Origin of the sequence: Paraburkholderia guartelaensis (assembly GCF_004353905.1) — a bacterium.
In the GTDB taxonomy this organism is placed as follows: Bacteria; Pseudomonadota; Gammaproteobacteria; order Burkholderiales; family Burkholderiaceae; genus Paraburkholderia; species Paraburkholderia guartelaensis.
In genome coordinates this window covers 265,998-284,079 of sequence record NZ_SMOD01000002.1, presented here as the reverse complement: position 1 = coordinate 284,079, position 18,082 = coordinate 265,998, and the positions used below count along the sequence as shown (strand labels likewise).

Genomic DNA, 18,082 nt, shown 5'->3' with positions numbered 1-18,082 from the left:
CGGGATTCAGGAATTACGACTGCGGGCTCGACTGGCTCACGCGCGCGGTGAGGTCGACCGGCTCAGCCGCTGGGCGGCGGCGCGGACCGCGCGTGAGGCGGCGCTCGAAGAGAAACCAGCTCGCGCTTGCATAAGCGAGCGTGAGGACGAGCGCAATCGCGGCGCTCTGGATGCGGCCGTAATGGAGCGGCCACACGGCATAGAGAATCGTGAGGTGAATGAGGTAGATCGTGTAGCTGATCGTGCCGATATAGACGAGCACCGGGTTGGACAGCAGGCGCCGCACGATGCCTTTCGATTGCAGCGCAAACACGACGATGGAGGTGCAGAGCACGAGCGAAACGCTATAGAGCATCGCGTTGGAGAGCGGCGTGTTCATGCCGCGAAAACGCGGGTAGTGCAGGTGCAGCCAGGCCAGCACGCCGAGCGCCGCGAAGAAAAGCACGGCGGCGGGCCATTTGAAGGGCTCGAGCGCATTGCGGTCGCGGCGCACGAGCACGGCGAGCAGCGCGCCGGCGGCCAGCAGGTCCATGCGGAACGGCGTGAGGTAGTAGATCGGCCAGTACGAGTCGAACCACGGCGTCGCGACGGCGCGCAGCACGGGTACGAGAAAGATGAGCGCGGCGGCCACCACAGCCATGAGCCGTTGCGGCAGGAGCAGCACGACGAAGGGCCACACGATGTAGAACTGCTCTTCTACGGCGAGCGACCAGAGAATGTTGAGGCTGTCGTGCCCGCTCTGGCCGAGCGCGTCGCCGATATTGGTGGCGAAGAATGCGTACCACGGCCAGTAGTGCGCCCAGCCGAAGCCGAACAGCAGCGACGAAACGATGAGCAGCAGTACGTAGGGCGGCAGGATACGGCGCACCCGGCGCGCATAGAAGTAGCTGAAATACGATTGCCCGCGCGCCTTGCGCTCGAGCAGGATGCCGGTGATGAGAAAGCCGCTCAGCACGAAGAACAGGTCGACGCCAATCCACAGCGGCGCGCGCAACGCGTGCTGCGCGAACACGGCGAGCACGGCGAAGGCACGCAGACCGTCCAGCTGGACGATGCGGTGGGAATGTTCGGCGGGGCCTTGTTGAGTGACTAGGCGGCTAACGGTCATCGGTTCTCCGGTGGGTTCATGCATGCGCGATTGCTTCGCGATTCATTCTAGAAAGAATTAAATGTTCAAAAAGCCGAAATATATTGATTCCGGATTTTTGAATTTAAATGCCGGAATTTGCGCGATATGAAATCCGCATGACATTCGGAAAACCGGGCTGTGCCAGGCTGCATAAGGCCTGCAGACATAGCGCCCGCGTTCTGGAATTTATTTCCGGCTCACTCAGAAATGGGTCATAAATACTGAATTTTTTTGAATTATTTTCCCTTTTTTAGAGGCGATTTTTCACACGGTTTGTACGGCATGATCCTGGCAGATTGCCGTCATCAGACCGGAGGAATTGCCTTGCCGTTATCGAATCCCGATCGCCGCTTGCGCAGGACGTTGGCATTGGCCGCGATGTGCACGTTTATCTGCACGTCGTCGGTTCAGACCATCGCCGCGCCGCAACTCAACGTGACGACCTCGTGGATCGGCAATAGCTTTGGCAACGGCCAAGGCACGTGGATGCAGATCAACGTCACGGCCATCGCCGTCACGCCCGAAGGCAAGGTGTTCACCAACGCGCCGTGGGACGAGAGCGGCGCCGAGATCAGCGCGTACCAGGACGGCAAGCCGCTCGGCTTTGCCGGCGGCACGCATGGTTGGGGCGGCGCCGGCGGCAACGCCGTGGCCGTGAATCATCGCTATCTGTATGCGGCGGTCGGCGTGGGCAACGAGAAGGGGCACCTCGTCGGCAGCGGCATCTGGCCTGCGAAGGGCAGCCAGTGGTACGGCATCACGCGCCGGCCACTCGATGAGCCCAAGCGCGCCGCCGCGTTTCAGGCTTCGCCCGATCCGCTCAATCCGCATGCGCAGCTTTCCGCGTCGTTCCTGAAGATCAACGAAGTGCCCACCGGCACGCATGCCGACATTGGCGGACTCGCGGCAACAGATTCGACGCTCTATGTGAGCAACACGCCGATGAACCGCATCGAGGTGTACGACGCGAATTCGATGCAGCGCAAGGGGCAATGGGACGTGCAGGCGCCGGGCCGCATCGCGCTTGCAGCCGACGGGTCGGTGTGGGTGCTGACGGGCGCCGAAGCGGGTAAGGGCGCCGCGCACCCGCGCGTCGAGCATTACTCAGCGGACGGCAAGCGCCTCGACGACACGCTCGCACTGCCCGACGATTCGGTGCCGGTGGATCTCGCGTTCGATCCGCAGCAGCGCCTGCTGATCGCCGATAACGGGCCGCGTCAGCAGATTCTCATTTTCACGCGCAACGGCAAGTCGTGGACGCAAAGCGCGACGCTCGGCGAGCGCGGCGGCATCTTCTCAGGCGTCGCGGGGCGGCCGGGTCCGGGCCGCTTCAACGGCCTGACGGGCGTTGGCACGGATGCGCGCGGGAACATCTACGTCTCGACCAACGGCGTCGGGCCGCAGCACGAAGACAACATCGGCGCGGGTCTTGGCGCGACGCTGGAGGCCTATACGCCTGCCGGCAAGCGCTTGTGGAACCTGGAAGGCCTGCTGTTCGTGGACGGCGCGTGGGTGGACCCGCAGCGTCCCAACAGCGTGTATACCGGCAACAAGCGCTTCGAACTCGACTTGTCGAAGCCGCCGGGGCAGGACTGGAAATATGTCGGATTCCTGTCCAATCGATTCCGCTATCCCGACGATCCGGTTTTTCACACCGACCAGTGGCCGGGCCTGCCGACCGCGCGCGCGTTGAACGGGCACACGTTCCTGTTCCTCACGGACATGTACGCGGACCACCTGAAGATCTACCGCTTCGACGCGCAGCGCGACGGCGAGACCGCGATTCCCTCGGGCTTCATCGCGGGCCGCGGCCGCGGGGTGCAGAACGTGCCGAACGCGCCGCAGCCTGGCGGCGACTGGATCTGGCGCGATGCGAACGGCAACGGTGCCTTCGACGCCGACGAATTCACGCGCAATCCGGGCCGCGATCATCTGGCCGGCGGCTGGGGCTGGTGGATCGACACCCGCGGCGACATCTGGCGCGCGCGCGACGACAAGGGCATCTGGCGCTTCCGCTTCGGCGGGCTCGACGCGAAGGGCAACCCGATCTACTCGTACGACAAGCTCGACAAGTACGCGGTCCCCGCGCCGTTCACCGAGGTGCATCGCGCGATCTACGAGCCGCAGACCGACACGCTCTACGTGACGGGTTACACGGCCGATGCGCCGCACGATCCCGGCTTCTGGAAGGAAGCGGGGCGTGTGCTGGTGCGCTACGACAAGTGGTCGAGCGGTCACCCCGAGCAGCACTACATGCTGCGCCTGCCGTGGGACCCGAAAGCGAAACCGCCCGTCACGCCCGCGGGGCTCACGGTGGAAGGCCAGTACGTGTTCGTGGTCGAGCCCGCGGGCAACGTCCACGTGTACGACAAGGACAGCGCGAAGGAGATCGGCACCTTCGGCCCGGGCGCCGAAGTGGGCAACACCTCGGGCTGGGTCGACGTGCCGTTCGGGATCACCGCGCATCGCCAGGCAAACGGCGAATACCTCGTGTTCGTCGAGGAAGACGCGCGCGGCAAGGTGCTCATGTACCGCTGGAAACCGGCCTGACCCGTTACGGGCCACGCAACTGGATACCCAATGGATAAAGGAATTCTGCGCAACGTCGCAATCAATCTGTTCGGTCTCGTGCTGCCGACCTTCGTGTCGCTGGTCACGGTGCCTTCGTATATCCGTCTGCTCGGCGTGGAGCGCTACGGCGTGATCGCGCTCGTCTGGACCTTGATCGGCTACTTCAGCGTGCTCGATCTCGGCATGAGCATGGCCGCGCAGAACCAGATCTCGAAGGCGTATGCGTCGAAAGATGCCGACGCCTGCGAGCGCGTGTTCTGGAGCGCGTTCTGGCTGAATTTCACGACCGGCGCGATCGGCGGCCTGCTGATCTATTCGGGCGGCGCGCTCTATACCGCGTACTTCACGCACGTCACGCCCGAATTGCGGCACGAAGTCTATCTCGCGCTGCCCTGGCTCGCCGTGGCGATTCCGGTCGCGAATGTCTCTTGGGTGTTCGCGGGTGCGATCAACGGCGCAGAGCGCTTCGGCATCTACAACACGAACCAGACGCTCGGCACGTTCCTGTTCCAGCTGCTGCCGCTTGCCGCTGCCTGGGCGTACGAACCGAATCTGCAGACCGTGCTGGCCGCCGCGGTGTTCGCGCGTCTCGCCGCCGCCATCCTGCTCGGCCGCTCGGCGCTGCGCGTGCTCGGTATTCGCAAGGTGCGCGGGCCGCGCCTCGATACCTCGAAGGCGCTCTTCAATTTCGGCGGCTGGATGCTGGTCGCGAGCATCACGACGATGGTCGCGGATTCGCTCGACCGCATGATGCTGGGCGCGGGCCTTGGTGCGCGCTTCGTCACGTACTACACCGTGCCGCAGAACCTCGTCACGCGCCTGAACATGGTGCCCAATGCGCTCGTGCGCACGCTGTTTCCGCGCCTCTCGGCGCTGGGCCGTGAACATGCCGATGAAATTGCCGCGCAGTCGCTGCAGTTTCTCAATGCCGTGTTCACGCCGATCGCCATTGGCGCGATCGTGGTGCTCCAGCCCTTCCTGCATGCGTGGGTCGGGCCCGTGATCGCCGAGCATGGCGCGCCGGTTGGGCGCGTGCTGATCATCGCCGTGTGGCTCGTCGGGCAGGCGGGCGTCACGCGCATTCTTATCCAGTCGCAAAACAATCCTGCCGTCGCCGCGCGCGTCGGGCTCGTGGAACTGCCGCTTTTTGCAGGTCTGCTGTGGCTCGGCATTTCGCGCTTCGGCTTGCCGGGCGCGGCGGCCGCCGTGCTGTTTCGCGCACTGTTCGACTACGTCGTGCTGCTGTGGCTTTCGCGCATTCATAGCCGCACGATCATCGTCGATATGTTTGCACACCTGAGTTTCCTCGCTGCCGCGCTCGCTTTCGCGTGGTGGCTGCCGGACGCGCTGTACGCAATCGGCGCCGGTGTCGTGCTCGCGCTTGCCAACGTGGTGTGGTCCGTTGCGACCACGCCGATGCTGCGCGGCTACGCCCGTTCCCTTCTCTTTCGACTGAATTCACGGAAAAGCGCATGAGTCACGAACTGATCGACGAAGCGGCGCCGTCCGAAAGCGCCGCCGCGCCCATTCAACGGCGCGACGCCACCAAACCGCGCCGCCCCGAAACGGGCGCCGTCATGCCGCTGCGGCCACTGCGCCCAGCCCTCGCCGCAGGCCGTGCGCCGCGCGTGGCCATCGTGCACGACTGGCTCGTGACCTACGCGGGCGCGGAGCGGGTGCTCGAGCAGATCCTGGCCTGCTTTCCGGATGCGGACCTGTTCTCGGTCGTCGACTTTGTCGATTCGAAGGACCGCACGTTCCTGCGCGGCAAGCGCGCCACGACCTCGTTCATCCAGAAGCTGCCCGGCGCGCGCAAGCGTTATCGCGCGTACCTGCCGTTCATGCCGCTCGCCATCGAGCAGCTCGACGTGTCGGGCTACGACGTGGTGATTTCGAGCAGCCACGCAGTGGCCAAGGGCGTGCTCACGGGACCGGATCAATTTCATATCAGCTACGTGCATTCGCCGATCCGCTATGCGTGGGATCTCCAGCATCAGTATCTGCAGGAGTCGAGCCTCACGCGCGGGCCGAAGTCGATGCTCGCGCGCCTGATCCTGCACTACATCCGCAACTGGGACGTGCGCACGGCGAATTCGGTGGACCAGTTCGTCGCCAACTCGGAGTTCATCGCGCGGCGCATCCAGAAGGTGTACCAGCGCCAGGCCGAGGTGGTCTATCCGCCCGTGGACATCGACGCGTTCGAGCTGGAAACGACGAAGGAAGACTTCTATCTGACCGCTTCGCGGCTCGTGCCGTACAAGAAGATCGACCTGATCGTCGAGGCGTTCGCGCGAATGCCCGAGCGACGCCTCGTGGTGATCGGCGACGGCCCCGACATGCACAAGGTTCGCGCGAAGGCGACGCCCAACGTGGAAGTGCTGGGCTATCAGCCGTTCGCCGTACTGCATGACCGGATGCGCCGCGCCAAGGCGTTCGTGTTCGCAGCGGAAGAAGACTTCGGCATTTCGGTGGTCGAGGCGCAGGCTTGCGGCACGCCCGTGATTGCCTATGGCAAGGGCGGCGCGCTCGAAACGGTGCGCGACACGGGTTCGCGCCCGACGGGCCTGTTCTTCGAAGAGCAGAACGCAGACGCGATCATCGACGCCGTCGAATCGTTCGAAAGCGATCCTGGCCGATTCCGCGCTGAAGATTGCCGCGCGAACGCCGAACGTTTCTCTTCACGGCATTTCCGCGAGCAATTCTTTGCGCGTGTGGCGAAGGCAGTGCCGGCGATTGCGCAGGCAGGCTCGGCACACGGCGCGGCCCCGTTCGAGATCGATGCGGACGCGGCGGACGCGCCACGCGTGCTCGCCATCGACCAGAGCGGCGTGCTGGGCGGCGCCGAGCTATCGCTGCTGGAAGTGGTGAAGGGTTTGCGCTCGCGTATCGACGTGCTGCTCTTCAACGACGGTCCCTTCAGGGAGGCGCTCGACAAAGCGGGCGCGCGTGTTGAGGTGCTCGATTCGGGCGCGTTGAACAAGGTGCGCCGCGATGGCGGCACGGCGCCGCGTCTGGGTGTGCTAGCGGGCATCGCCGCGCTCGTGCGCGAGACGCGCCGCCGCGCGCGCGAAGCCGACGTGCTTTACGCCAACACGCAGCGCGCGATGGTGATCGGCGTGATCGCGGGCAAACTCGCACGCAAGCCGGTGGTCTGGCATTTGCGTGACATCGTGAGCGACGAGCATTTCGGCCGCGTGCAGCGCGCCGTGATCAAGGGCTGCGCGAAGCTGGGACTTGCGCATGTGATCGCGAACTCGCATGCATCGGCGAAGGTGTTTGCGCAACTCACGCGCTTCGACGCGAAGCGCATCGACGTGGTGCACAACGGCGTGGATGAATCGCCGTTTCGTGCGCTCGCGCGTGTGCCGCAGGCGCAGTTGCGTGCGCAGATCGGGTTGCCCGAAGACGCGTTCCTGGTTGGTGCTTTCAGCCGGCTTGCGCGCTGGAAAGGCCAGCATGTGCTGCTCGAAGCGTTGCTCGACGAGCCGCGTGCGCATGCTGTGTTTGTGGGCGCGCCGCTGTTCGGTGAGGATGCTTATGCCGCAGAACTGCACGCATTCGTCGAAGCGAACGGGTTGCAGGAGCGTGTGCATTTTCTCGGCTTCCGGCATGACATTGCGGCGTGCATGCGGGCCGTTGATGTGATCGCGCATACGTCTATTACGCCTGAGCCGTTTGGGCGTGTAGTTGTTGAGGGGATGCTGGCGCAAAGGCCGGTCGTTGCCTCTCGTGATGGTGGTGTGACTGAGATCGTCGAGCACGGCAAGAGCGGTTTGCTCTGTACGCCAGGTGATGCGAAGGAGCTGGCTGCTACCATCGGCAAGCTGCACGATGACGCAGTGTTGCGGGATGGGCTTGCTGCGCAAGGGCTTGCTACTGCTCGGGAGCGGTTTGGGAAGCAGCAGTATGTTGATGCTGTCGAGCGGGTGTTGGATGGGGTTGTTGCTCGGGGTAAGTAGGTTTTTGCTTTTTTAGGCCTTTTTTCGCGGCTTCTGGCCGCTTTGGCCTTTTCTTGTTTTCGCGTCGGTATGCAGGCGTTGCCCCTGTGCGGGGCGGCACCTACTTTCTTTGCAGCGGCAAAGAAAGTAGGCAAAGAAAGCCGCTCAAACCGCTAGTGCCTGCCACAGTTCACATCGCGCCGTAAATGGTGAATGGCTCCGGAGCGTCTGTCGCCTCGCACCTTCAAAGGTAGTGACAAGGCGCTCATCCTTCCGGCGGCGCTCCGCGCGCCGATGGGCATAACCCAACCCCGTTGGGGCGCGTGCATTATCGCGAAGCCTGAAATGCCTTTCGGTTTCCCGTGCAGACCCGACCGCAGCGCGCGTAGCGAGCAGCGGGATGAATGACTGCCTTGTCACTAAGTTTGGTGGTGCGAGGCGACAGACGCTCCGGAGCCATTCACCATTTAAGTCGAGCTGTGAACCGTGGCAGGCATTAGCGGTTTGAGCGGCTTTCTTTGCCTACTTTCTTTGCCGCCGCAAAGAAAGTAGGTGCCGCCCCGCACAGGGGCAACACTTGCATACCGATGCGAAAACAAGGAAAGGCCAACAAAGAACCTCAAACAACAACCCGCTTCCTAAGCCGAGCAGCAGCATGAAGCGCAGGCTTCTCGAATAGCCGATAGAACACCCAGGCAACGGGAATCACAGCCAGCGTAAACCCAAAAGAAGGCCAAATCGAAGTCTGCAACTCAGAGCGAAACAACAGCGACCCAAGTAACACAAAAAGCGGCAAATGAATGAGATAGAGCGAGTAGCTGAAATCACCGATCCTGGAGAACAGCAACTGCAGAAAACCAGGGGAAGCAGGCGCAGGCCGCGAAAGCGCCTTAACGAGATAGCAGGCAAACGCACAGGCCCAAAGCTGAAACGCCCCAAACTGCCCGAAGTGAAACGCCACACAACCGGCAACAGCAAAAAGCGCCGCAGCAGGATAAGCAAAGCGAAACCCGGAAGACCCACGCAACCGCACTTCGGCGATCCATGCGCCAAGCATCCACGAGAACCAGTACGACGTGAACACGATGATGTCATGCCGCTCCAGCGTCAACGCGGAAACGACATTGATGAGGGCCACGGCAGCCAGCACGACATTCAGCCCAAACCGGCGGCGCGCAGCAAAGAGCAGCGGATACAGCAGATAGAACTGCACTTCGAGCGAAAGAGTCCAGAGCGCGCCATTCGACCCATACGTCTTACCGGCCACGCCTTGCAACGAGAACAGGTTCACGAAGAAATCGCGCACCCCGATCTCGTTGATCTTGTGGCTCACCGGAAGCAGCGAGAGGCTGACCGAATCCACAGCCAGCGTGAGCAGCAACGCAGCGAGCAACACCGGATAGATACGCACGAAACGCCGCAGCCAGAACTGCCGCGCATCGAGCTGGAAATCGGGGTTCGAAAAGAGCCGCGCCGCGCCGCTACGGTGAATGCAATAGCCGCTGATGACGAAAAAAATCGGCACGCCCGCCGATCCCCACGCAATGGGGAACGTCAGCCACGCGGCAAGGGTTCCGGGGCTCGCGAGACTGGCGTGCAACTGGTGGAACGCGCCCATGCCGATCCAGGTGACCTGGCGGCAATGGAAATAGGCCACCAGCAGGGCCGCAAAGCCGCGCAGGGCTTCGATCAGATGCTCGCCGGCAAGCTCGCGGGCGGCGGCCACGGGCCGCGCTGCAGGGGCAGCGGCGGCGGGCAGGGCGGATGCAGGCGGCATGGCGGTTTGGAGTACGGGATCGCTCATCGGTGTCGGCCGGTCCTTGGGGAGAGTACCCGGCGATCTTAGAGGCGCGCGCGCGAGGGAAGTAAGCAAAAGATTTTCAAAATGTATTCGCGTGGAAAGAGAAATGGAGAAATAAATGGATTGAAAAACAAAGCGGTTTATTTATCGAATTTGGGATGCTAGTTTGAGTGTGATCGACTATGGTCGCTGGAGAATCCGATGAACCTGCACTTGCTGGCCGGCGTGGCCGTGCTGTTGATACTCGTGGGGGTGTCCGCGTATCGCGAAGCGTTGCGCAATGAGCCTATCCGGCGCGCTCGCACGCGCTCCGGCGCCTTGCCGCCCGTCGACGAAGCGGAGTAGACTGCGCCCGAACGAAACGCGTCATTGACACAAGCCGGATCAGGAAATTCATGCCGATCTATCCCAAGCTATCCGGTATGAATGGCAATAATTTCCGGTGTTATGCTGGAAAGCGTAATTCGAATTTATTGGCCTTTTTTTATTCCTTAAAAGGCGCTAAACAATCTTATTCAATACAAGAATCTGCCACGGCAGAACCTCGGGGAAGTCGGCTTGCCTCGCTGCGAGACCGAGACTCAAACGAACGATCTGGGAATGGACATCATGCTGAAAGTAACCAAAGCGGTATTTCCTGTTGCAGGCCTTGGGACGCGCTTCTTGCCCGCCACCAAGGCGAGCCCAAAGGAAATGCTGCCGATCGTCGACAAGCCGCTCATTCAGTACGCGGTTGAAGAGGCGATCGCTGCGGGGATTACCGAAATGATCTTCGTGACCGGCCGCAGCAAGCGCGCGATCGAAGACCATTTCGACAAGTCGTACGAGATCGAATGCGAACTCGAAGCCCGCAACAAGCAAAAGCTGCTCGACGTCGTTCGCAGCATCAAGCCGGCCAATGTGGACTGCTTCTACGTGCGCCAGGCCGAAGCGCTCGGTCTGGGCCACGCTGTGCTGTGCGCGGAAAAACTCGTGGGCGGCTCGCCGTTCGCCGTGATTCTCGCGGACGATCTGCTCTATAGCCCCACGCCGGTCATGAAGCAGCTCGTGAACACGTTCAATCACTATCACAGCTCGGTGGTGGGCGTTGAATCGATCGCGCGTGAAGACAGCGCGTCGTACGGCATCGTCGATGGCCGCGAGTGGGAAGAGGATGTGTTCAAGCTGTCGGGCATCGTCGAAAAGCCGGCGCCGGAAGTCGCGCCGTCGAATCTCGGCGTGGTGGGCCGCTACGTGCTGATGCCCACGATCTTCGAACATCTGCGCGCGCTGAAGCCGGGCGCAGGCGGCGAACTTCAGCTTACCGATGCATTGCAGTCGCTGCTCACCGAAGAACAGGTGCTCGCGTACCGCTATATGGGCACGCGTTTCGACTGCGGCAGCAAGCTCGGTTATCTCAAGGCAACGGTGGAGTTTGCGCTGCGCCATCCCGAGGTCAAGGACGAGTTCGAAGCGTATCTGCAAACGCATCTGCCGGCGGCGCTAGCCGCGGCGGCATAAAACTCCACAGCGGCACAACCACGCTACGGGGTACTTCAAGCGCGCGGGCGCTGAGCCCGCGCGCTTTTCGCGCGTCGCGCAGTTCCTTCACGAGGATCTGCGCGACCTGGCTTTCCCGCGTCGCCGGGAGAGCTTTGCAATCGTCTCCGGTGTATAACGATTCTGGCGGGCATGCCGAATGCGCACAGCGCCTCGCTTGTGTTCGCACCGCGTTGCTGGCCGCTCGTGCGGCGGCCATGCTGCGTGAATATCCCAACGATTTTGTACGGCATTCCGGGCCGGGTTGACGCGCGGAACTCCCGTAATTCAACGCGTGTCCGAGAGCCAGAATCCAGGCACGCGCTTCATGGAGGAGAAACCGGCCATGACCAGGCAGCTTCCCGTGGCAGGCAGTGAACATCCCGCGCCCGCCGGCGCGCAGTGCGTCGGCGCTTGCGACCCGACGGAGCGCTTCAAGATCGTGCTGATCCTGCGGCGTCAGGCGTCGGCGGAATTTCACGAGCTGGTGGACCGGCTCGCCGAAAACGATCCCGCCGCGCAGCCGATTTCGCGCGAGGAATACGAGCGGCGCTTTGGTGCCAGCGCTGCCGACATCGAGCGTGTCGAGCAGTTCGCGAGCGCGCATGGACTCGCCGTGGATCAGGCCGATGCCTCGGCCCGCCGCGTCGTGCTCTCGGGCACGGTGCAGCAGTACAACGCCGCCTTCGGCATCGACTTGCAGCGTTTCGAGCATCAGGTCGGCAAAACCACACATCACTTTCACCAGCCGAACGGCCCTCTGCATTTGCCGGAAGACATGCACGAGGTCGTTACCGCCGTGGTCGGGCTCGATAATCGCGCGAAGGTGCAGCCGCACTTTCGCATCGTGCCGACGAATCTGGCCGATGAGCCGACGAGCGCGGCGGAAGCTGCGGCGGCCGTGCCGGGCGCACCCATCCGCCCGCCCATCCGCGCCGCGCGTGCGGTGACGAAATCGTTCACGCCTTTGCAGCTCGCGGATCTTTACAGCTTTCCCGCTGGCGACGGCAGCGGCCAATGCATTGCCGTCATCGAAATGGGCGGCGGATATGACACGGCGGACCTCACCGCGTATTTCAACGAGTTGGGCGTGAGCGCGCCGCGCGTGGAGGACGTTTCCGTCGATCAGGCGACGAACGCGCCGACCGGCGACCCCAACGGCCCCGACGCCGAAGTCACGCTCGATGTGGAAATTGCCGGTGCGCTCGCCCCGGGAGCGCTCATCGCCGTCTATTTCGCGCCGAACAGCGAAGCGGGTTTCGTGGATGCGGTGAGCGCCGCCCTGCACGACAGCCAGCGTAAGCCCTCGGTCATCTCGATCAGCTGGGGCGCGCCGGAGTCGGCGTGGTCGCAGCAATCGCTCGGCGCGCTGAACGACGCGCTGCAAACGGCCGTCGCGCTCGGCGTGACCGTGTGCGCGGCTTCGGGCGACAGCGGTTCGTCGGACGGCGTGAGCGACGGCGCCGATCATGTCGATTTTCCGGCGTCGAGCCCGTATGCGCTCGGCTGCGGCGGCACGCACATCGCGGCGTCGAACGGACGCATCTCGCAGGAAACCGTGTGGAGCGAAGGCGACAACGGCGCGACCGGCGGCGGCGTGAGCGCGACGTTCGCGCTGCCGGATTGGCAAAAAGGCCTGCGCGTGGTGCGTAGCAGCGGCGGGGCGGGCGCGCTGGTGCGGCGCGGCGTGCCCGACGTGGCCGCCGACGCCGATCCCGCCACGGGCTACGAAGTGCACGTGGCGGGTGCGGATACGGTGGTGGGCGGCACGAGCGCCGTCGCGCCGCTGTGGGCTGCGCTGATCGCGCGGATCAACGCGGCGCGCGGCACGCCCGTGGGCTTCGCGAACGCCAAGCTCTATGCGCAACCCGGGGCTTTCAACGACGTGACCAGCGGCAGCAATGGCGACTTCTCGGCGGCGCCGGGCTGGGACGCCTGCACGGGCCTTGGCACGCCGGTGGGCAGCAAGGTGGCAGCCGCGCTCGGCTCGGCGTAGGATGAGCGCGGCGCGCTGCAAGCTGGGCACGAGCGGTAAGCGGCGCGCGCGACGGGTTGCATGAGAGCCTTGCATTCGAAGTTGCATTCACTGTCTCAAACGCGAACACACAGAAAGTGGAGACGACATGAACGACGAAGCGCAGTCCACCAAGGGCAACGGCGGCGCTCAAGGGGCCAGCCCCGCGAGCGGCAACGGCAAGCATCGCTCCCAGGCCGACCAGCCGTGCTTCGATCCCACCGCTTACGGCAACGGTCCCGACGACTTCGTCACCGACATGACCGAAAACGCCGCGATCACGCATCACGCCATTCAGATCGGCAAGGAAGTCATTGCCTATACGGCAACGGCGGGTCACCTCGTGACCGTCGATCCGAGCAGCTCGCAGCCCAACGCCAAGATCTTCTACGTGGCGTTCACGAAGGACGGTGTGCAGGCGCAGGACCGTCCCGTCACGTTCTTCTATAACGGCGGGCCCGGCTCATCTTCGGTGTTCGTGCTGCTCGGCTCGTTCGCGCCCAAGCGCATCAAGACCTCGATGCCGGGCTTCACGCCGCCCGCGCCCTATGCACTTGAAGACAATCCGGACAGTCTGCTCGACAAGAGCGACCTCATCTTCATCAATCCGGTGGGCACGGGCTATTCGGCCGCGATTGCGCCGCATCACAATCGCGACTTCTGGGGCGTGGATCAGGACGCGGATTCGCTCAAGCAGTTCATCAAGCGCTACCTCTCGGCGAACGATCGCTGGAATTCGCCGAAGTTTCTCTATGGCGAGTCGTATGGCACGGCGCGCAGTTGCGTGCTGGCCTACCGGCTGCACGAGGATGGCGTGGATCTGAACGGCATCACGCTGCAGTCGTCGATTCTCGATTACACGCAAGCCGGCAATCCGGTGGGCGCGCTGCCCACGGCGGCCGCCGACGCGTGGTACCACAAGCGCCTTGGCGTGACGCCCGCGCCTAAGGACCTGGAGGCGTTCGCCGCCCAGGTCGCGCAATTCGCGCGCACCGATTATCTTCAGGCGCTCTCTAAGTTTCCCGATCCGAACGACAAGAGCATTCCGGCTACGCTCAAGACCTTGTCGCAATACACGGGCATCGATACGCAAACGCTGGAGTCGTGGAATCTCGACATCGCCTCGTACGACAGCCGCGGCAATTCGCTGTTTCTCACTTCGCTCCTGAAGGACAAGGGCGTGGCGCTCGGCTCGTACGACGGCCGCGTGACCGCCATCGACACGGGCATTGCCGGCAACATCGACCCCAACTCGGGCGGCAACGATCCCACCATGACGGCGGTGAGCGGCGTCTACACGGCGATGTGGAACAGCTACCTGAACGAGCAACTCAAGTTCCGCACGAACTCGTCGTTCACGGACCTGAACGACCAGGCGTTCAAGAACTGGAACTTCGGCCATATCGATCCGACGGGCGCGCAAAAGGGCGTGGACGCGCAGGGCAATATCGTGCTCTACACGGCCGGCGATCTCGCGGCGGTAATGGCTTTGAATCCGGATTTGCGCGTGCTCTCGGCGAACGGCTACTACGACTTCGTCACGCCGTTCTACCAGACGGTGATCGACCTGCAGAAGATGCCGCTGCTCGACCAGAAGGTGCGCGACAACCTGAGCGCGCGCTTCTATCCCTCGGGGCACATGGTGTATCTCGACGCCGGCTCACGCACGGCGCTCAAGGCCGATCTCGCGAAGCTCTATCAGGTCGCCGTGACGGACCGCCCCGCGGTGGCGCGTATTCGCGCGCTCCAGCGCATGAGCACGATGAGCACCATGCATCATTGATCTTTTCGCTGGCGCCGGCGCACGCGCTTGCAGGTGGTTATTGCGTGCGCCCCTGCGCCATGGCTTCGAGACACGCGCGTGCGTCGCCCTGCACGAGGCGCGCCGCGCACGCGATCATCAGGTTCTTGGCCAGGCCGAAATCTTCCACCAGATAGCCGCGTTCGCACACGCGCCCCTGCGCGTCGGGCACGGAAGGCACGCGTTCGATGAGCGTGCCTTCGTCGGACGAGTAGGCCCAGATTTCCTTGCCTAGCGCGGCTGCATAGCCGATCTCGAAGGCGGTGCCGGAGTCGGGCTCGCCGGGGCCGCGAAAGTCATTGACGTTTGCCATCACGATATCGGCGGCGCGGATCGATTCGACGTTCGCGCGATAGATCCACGCGGCCTGGCGGGGGCCGTCGAGGTCCGCGGGCGCTTGCGCGTCGAGCGGATAGACGCCCTCGAAGCCAAATTCCGCGCACGCGGCGACGAGGCGTGCGCCATGCTCGAGCGCGTCGCGCCGGAAGACGTCGAAGCCGGCGAGATACACGCGCGGGCGGCGGGGCAGCAGGGTCGAATTCATGGCGCGCGGTCCTCCATGCAAGGGGTTCGTCGAGACCCCGGTTCGACGATTCTAGCGCCTGGTCCCGGGCCAGTGAGGGTTCGTCCGTCTTCCTGTTGCTTACAGACGATTGACAACATTTGTTGCCTCTCGCTACGATCATGCACTTTGCATCGTGCCGTGCGCCATTGCGTGGCACTGGCTTTACACCATGTTGGAGACCATGAATACAATCGCCGGTGGCCACTCGAAGGCCGCATTACAAAATATCGAGACGCGCGCCTATTCGAAGGCGACGTTGCGTCTGTTGCCGTTTCTTTTCCTCTGCTATGTGGCCGCGTATCTCGACCGTGTCAACGTAGGCTTCGCCAAGCTCCAGATGCTCAGCGACCTGCGGTTCAGCGAAACCGTCTACGGTCTCGGCGCGGGCATTTTCTTTATCGGCTACTTTTTCTTCGAAGTCCCGAGCAATATCCTCATGCACCGCGTGGGCGCGCGTGTGTGGATCGCGCGCATCATGATTACGTGGGCCGTGCTTTCGGCGGCCACGCTGTTCGTGAAAACGCCCACACAGTTCTATTTCGTGCGCTTCCTGCTGGGCGTGGCCGAAGCGGGATTCTTCCCCGGTATCGTGCTCTATCTCACCTACTGGTTTCCGGCCGCGCGCCGCAGCCGCATGAATGCGCTCTTCATGATCGGCATCCCGATCGCGGGCGTGCTGGGCGGCCCGCTTTCGGGCTGGATTCTCTCGGCCTTCACCGGCACGAACGGCTGGGCGGGCTGGCAGTGGCTCTTCCTGATCGAAGCAGTGCCCTCGCTCGTGCTGGGCGTGATTACGCTCTTCTATCTGCCCAACGGCATTCGCGCGGCGAACTGGCTCTCGGACGACGAGAAGGCCGTGCTCGAACGCAATATCGCGCAGGACCAGGCGGGCAAGGGCCACGCGTCGATCGGCTCGGTGTTCGCCAATGGCCGCGTGTGGCTCATGGCCGTGATTTACTTCTGCTGCATGATGGGCCTTTACGGCATCAGCTTCTATCTGCCCACGCTCATCAAGGCGAGCGGCGTGAAGAGCGCGCTCGACGTGGGCCTGCTCACCGCCATTCCGTACGCGTGCGCCGTGTTCAGCATGCTGTTCGTCGCGAAGAGCGCCGACCGCACGGGCGAGCGCCGCTGGCACTTCGCCATCGCTTCGCTGGCATCGGCAATCGGCCTGTATTTCAGCACCGTGTTCGGTCACAACGTGCCGCTCGCCATGCTCGCGCTTTCGGTGGGCGCGGCCGGCATGCTCGCCACGATGCCCGTGTTCTGGACCTGGCCGAGCGCGATTCTCGCGGGCGGCTCGGCTGCGGCGGCCATCGGCATGATCAACTCGATCGGGAATCTCGCGGGCTTCGTGAGCCCGTCGATCATCGGCTGGATGAAGGACGTGACGCAAAGCACGAACGCGGGCATGTACTGCGTTTCGGCGGCCATGGTGCTGGGCGCGGTGCTGGCGCTGCTGCAGCCGAAGAAGCTCGTCAACGGCTGATCGCATTCGCCGTGACGATTGCGCAGCACGAGCGATGAAAAGCAGCGGCCACGTCCGCTGCTTTTTTTCATCATTGGCTTAACATCCCGGGAAACGCCTGGTAGTTCCCGCATGTTGCGCGATGATCGATTGTGGCGACAAATGGATGCTTCGACTGCGCGAAACAACGCCGAGAGACGAAGCGTGACGACGAGGACCGACCCATGAACCGACTGAAGCTGCTGTCGCTGGCTGGCTGGGCCATCGTGCCGTACCTCTGTCTGGTGCAGCCGGCTGCCGCCCAGGTCGCGCAGCCTACGCTGGAGAAGATCCGCTCGGCGAACATCATCGCCATTGGTTATCGCGAGACGTCGGTGCCGTTCTCCTACGTGATTGACGACAACCAGGTGATCGGCTTTTCGCAGGACATCTGCGACAAGGTGGTCGACGCAGTCAAGGTCAGAACGAAGCGCCCGAACCTGCAGGTGCGTTTCATTCCCGTCACTTCGCAAAACCGCATTCCGCTCGTGCAGAACGGCACGGTGGACCTGGAGTGCGGCGTCACGACGAACCTGAAGGCGCGCCAGGCCCAGGTGAGTTTCTCCGATACGTTCTTCGTCGCAACCACGCGCCTGCTCACGCGCAAGGACTCCGGCATTCACGACTTTGCCGATCTCACGGGCAAGACGGTACTCACGAACCAGGGCACGACGTCCGAGCGCATCTTGCGGCGCATGAACATCGACAAGCAGATGAACATGCGCATCATCAGCGCACGCGATTACGGCGAGGGGCGCGCCACGCTCGAGTCGGGCCGCGCAGTGGCCTACATGATGGACGACGTGCTGCTCGCCGGCACGCGCTCGCTCACGGCGAAGCCTTCCGAATGGGTGATCGTGGGCACGGCGCAATCGTCGGAGGCCTATGCGTTCATGATGCGCAACGGCGACCCCGAGTTCCGGCAACTCGTGAACGACACGATGGCGGCGCTCATGAAGAGCGGCGAAATCAATGCGATGTACGCGAAGTGGTTCGAGAAGCCGGTGCCGCCCAAGGGCGTGAATTTCGCGTTTCCGATGAGCGAACAACTGCGCGCGCTCTATGCCACGCCGAACGACCACGCCTTCGACTGATTGCCGTATGCAAGTGCGAACCGTGAGATGATCACGTTCCTGGCGCGGCAGACGGCGCAGGCGGCTCACTGGCGCAAGCGTTCAGGCGCGCGTATGAGTCGTGGCCGCCGATGCGCGCAATGAATCAATTAACGTGTAGAAAGC

General features: G+C 63.3%; 12 protein-coding genes. 9 read left to right on the top strand and 3 right to left on the bottom strand.

Annotation, left to right across the window (positions count from 1 at the left end; genetic code table 11):
- Positions 1-13: 13 nt before the first annotated feature.
- Complete coding sequence (locus E1N52_RS03460) at positions 14-1,108, bottom strand: acyltransferase family protein (RefSeq protein ID WP_133180199.1); 1,095 nt, start codon at positions 1,106-1,108, stop codon at positions 14-16.
- Positions 1,109-1,507: 399 nt separating this feature from the next.
- Between E1N52_RS03460 and E1N52_RS03455 the strand changes: the two genes are divergently transcribed.
- Genes E1N52_RS03455 through E1N52_RS03445 form a run of 3 tightly spaced genes read left to right on the top strand, consistent with a single transcriptional unit; the run spans position 1,508 to position 7,659 of the window.
- Positions 1,508-3,679, top strand: a complete 2,172-nt coding sequence (locus E1N52_RS03455; protein WP_133180554.1) for an NHL repeat-containing protein — start codon at positions 1,508-1,510, stop codon at positions 3,677-3,679.
- Between the two features lie 30 nt (positions 3,680-3,709).
- On the top strand, positions 3,710-5,176 hold the full coding sequence (locus tag E1N52_RS03450; RefSeq protein WP_133180197.1) for a flippase: 1,467 nt from the start codon (positions 3,710-3,712) through the stop codon (positions 5,174-5,176).
- A complete protein-coding gene (locus tag E1N52_RS03445) occupies positions 5,173-7,659 on the top strand; it encodes a glycosyltransferase family 4 protein (RefSeq protein WP_133180196.1) in 2,487 nt (828 codons plus the stop codon). Before E1N52_RS03450 ends, E1N52_RS03445 begins: the two co-directional genes overlap by 4 nt.
- Before the next feature lie 598 nt (positions 7,660-8,257).
- Here the strand turns inward: E1N52_RS03445 and E1N52_RS03440 are convergent.
- Positions 8,258-9,442: an acyltransferase family protein gene (locus E1N52_RS03440; RefSeq protein WP_133180194.1), complete on the bottom strand. Its 1,185-nt coding sequence runs from the start codon at positions 9,440-9,442 to the stop codon at positions 8,258-8,260.
- A 198-nt stretch (positions 9,443-9,640) separates the two neighbouring features.
- On the opposite strand from E1N52_RS03440, the gene E1N52_RS43980 reads away from it, so the two are divergent.
- The 4 genes from E1N52_RS43980 (at position 9,641) to E1N52_RS03425 (ending at position 14,754) form a co-directional block, all read left to right on the top strand.
- A complete protein-coding gene (locus tag E1N52_RS43980; protein ID WP_165979327.1) occupies positions 9,641-9,784 on the top strand; it encodes a hypothetical protein in 144 nt (47 codons plus the stop codon).
- 264 nt (positions 9,785-10,048) lie between these two features.
- The gene (gene galU / locus E1N52_RS03435; protein ID WP_133180192.1) at positions 10,049-10,939 is read left to right on the top strand and encodes a UTP--glucose-1-phosphate uridylyltransferase GalU; all 891 of its coding nucleotides are present in this window, start codon (positions 10,049-10,051) and stop codon (positions 10,937-10,939) included.
- 364 nt (positions 10,940-11,303) lie between these two features.
- Positions 11,304-12,953 carry a S53 family peptidase gene (locus E1N52_RS03430; protein ID WP_133180190.1) on the top strand — a complete coding sequence of 550 codons (1,650 nt, stop codon included), beginning with the start codon at positions 11,304-11,306 and terminating at the stop codon, positions 12,951-12,953.
- A gap of 127 nt (positions 12,954-13,080) precedes the next feature.
- Complete coding sequence (locus E1N52_RS03425) at positions 13,081-14,754, top strand: S10 family peptidase (protein ID WP_133180188.1); 1,674 nt, start codon at positions 13,081-13,083, stop codon at positions 14,752-14,754.
- A gap of 37 nt (positions 14,755-14,791) precedes the next feature.
- Here E1N52_RS03425 and E1N52_RS03420 read toward each other — a convergent pair whose 3' ends face one another.
- On the bottom strand, positions 14,792-15,316 hold the full coding sequence (locus tag E1N52_RS03420) for a nucleoside 2-deoxyribosyltransferase (RefSeq protein WP_133180186.1): 525 nt from the start codon (positions 15,314-15,316) through the stop codon (positions 14,792-14,794).
- A 202-nt stretch (positions 15,317-15,518) separates the two neighbouring features.
- Here E1N52_RS03420 and E1N52_RS03415 point away from each other — a divergent pair, with 202 nt between their 5' ends.
- Both E1N52_RS03415 and E1N52_RS03410 read left to right on the top strand, forming a co-directional pair.
- A complete protein-coding gene (locus E1N52_RS03415) occupies positions 15,519-16,826 on the top strand; it encodes an MFS transporter (RefSeq protein WP_133180184.1) in 1,308 nt (435 codons plus the stop codon).
- 203 nt (positions 16,827-17,029) lie between these two features.
- Entirely contained in the window at positions 17,030-17,938 is a 909-nt protein-coding gene (locus E1N52_RS03410) for a glutamate/aspartate ABC transporter substrate-binding protein (RefSeq protein ID WP_133180183.1), read from the top strand.
- Positions 17,939-18,082: the final 144 nt, after the last annotated feature.

Coding starts and splice junctions, on each gene's coding strand:
- E1N52_RS03455 (WP_133180554.1), top strand. CDS start 1,508: ATGTGCACGTTTATCTGCACGTCGTCGGTTCAGACCATCGCCGCGCCG.
- E1N52_RS03415 (WP_133180184.1), top strand. CDS start 15,519: ATGAATACAATCGCCGGTGGCCACTCGAAGGCCGCATTACAAAATATC.
- galU (WP_133180192.1), top strand. CDS start 10,049: ATGCTGAAAGTAACCAAAGCGGTATTTCCTGTTGCAGGCCTTGGGACG.
- E1N52_RS03430 (WP_133180190.1), top strand. CDS start 11,304: ATGACCAGGCAGCTTCCCGTGGCAGGCAGTGAACATCCCGCGCCCGCC.
- E1N52_RS03450 (WP_133180197.1), top strand. CDS start 3,710: ATGGATAAAGGAATTCTGCGCAACGTCGCAATCAATCTGTTCGGTCTC.
- E1N52_RS43980 (WP_165979327.1), top strand. CDS start 9,641: ATGAACCTGCACTTGCTGGCCGGCGTGGCCGTGCTGTTGATACTCGTG.
- E1N52_RS03445 (WP_133180196.1), top strand. CDS start 5,173: ATGAGTCACGAACTGATCGACGAAGCGGCGCCGTCCGAAAGCGCCGCC.
- E1N52_RS03460 (WP_133180199.1), bottom strand. CDS start 1,108: ATGACCGTTAGCCGCCTAGTCACTCAACAAGGCCCCGCCGAACATTCC.
- E1N52_RS03440 (WP_133180194.1), bottom strand. CDS start 9,442: ATGAGCGATCCCGTACTCCAAACCGCCATGCCGCCTGCATCCGCCCTG.
- E1N52_RS03425 (WP_133180188.1), top strand. CDS start 13,081: ATGAACGACGAAGCGCAGTCCACCAAGGGCAACGGCGGCGCTCAAGGG.
- E1N52_RS03420 (WP_133180186.1), bottom strand. CDS start 15,316: ATGAATTCGACCCTGCTGCCCCGCCGCCCGCGCGTGTATCTCGCCGGC.
- E1N52_RS03410 (WP_133180183.1), top strand. CDS start 17,030: ATGAACCGACTGAAGCTGCTGTCGCTGGCTGGCTGGGCCATCGTGCCG.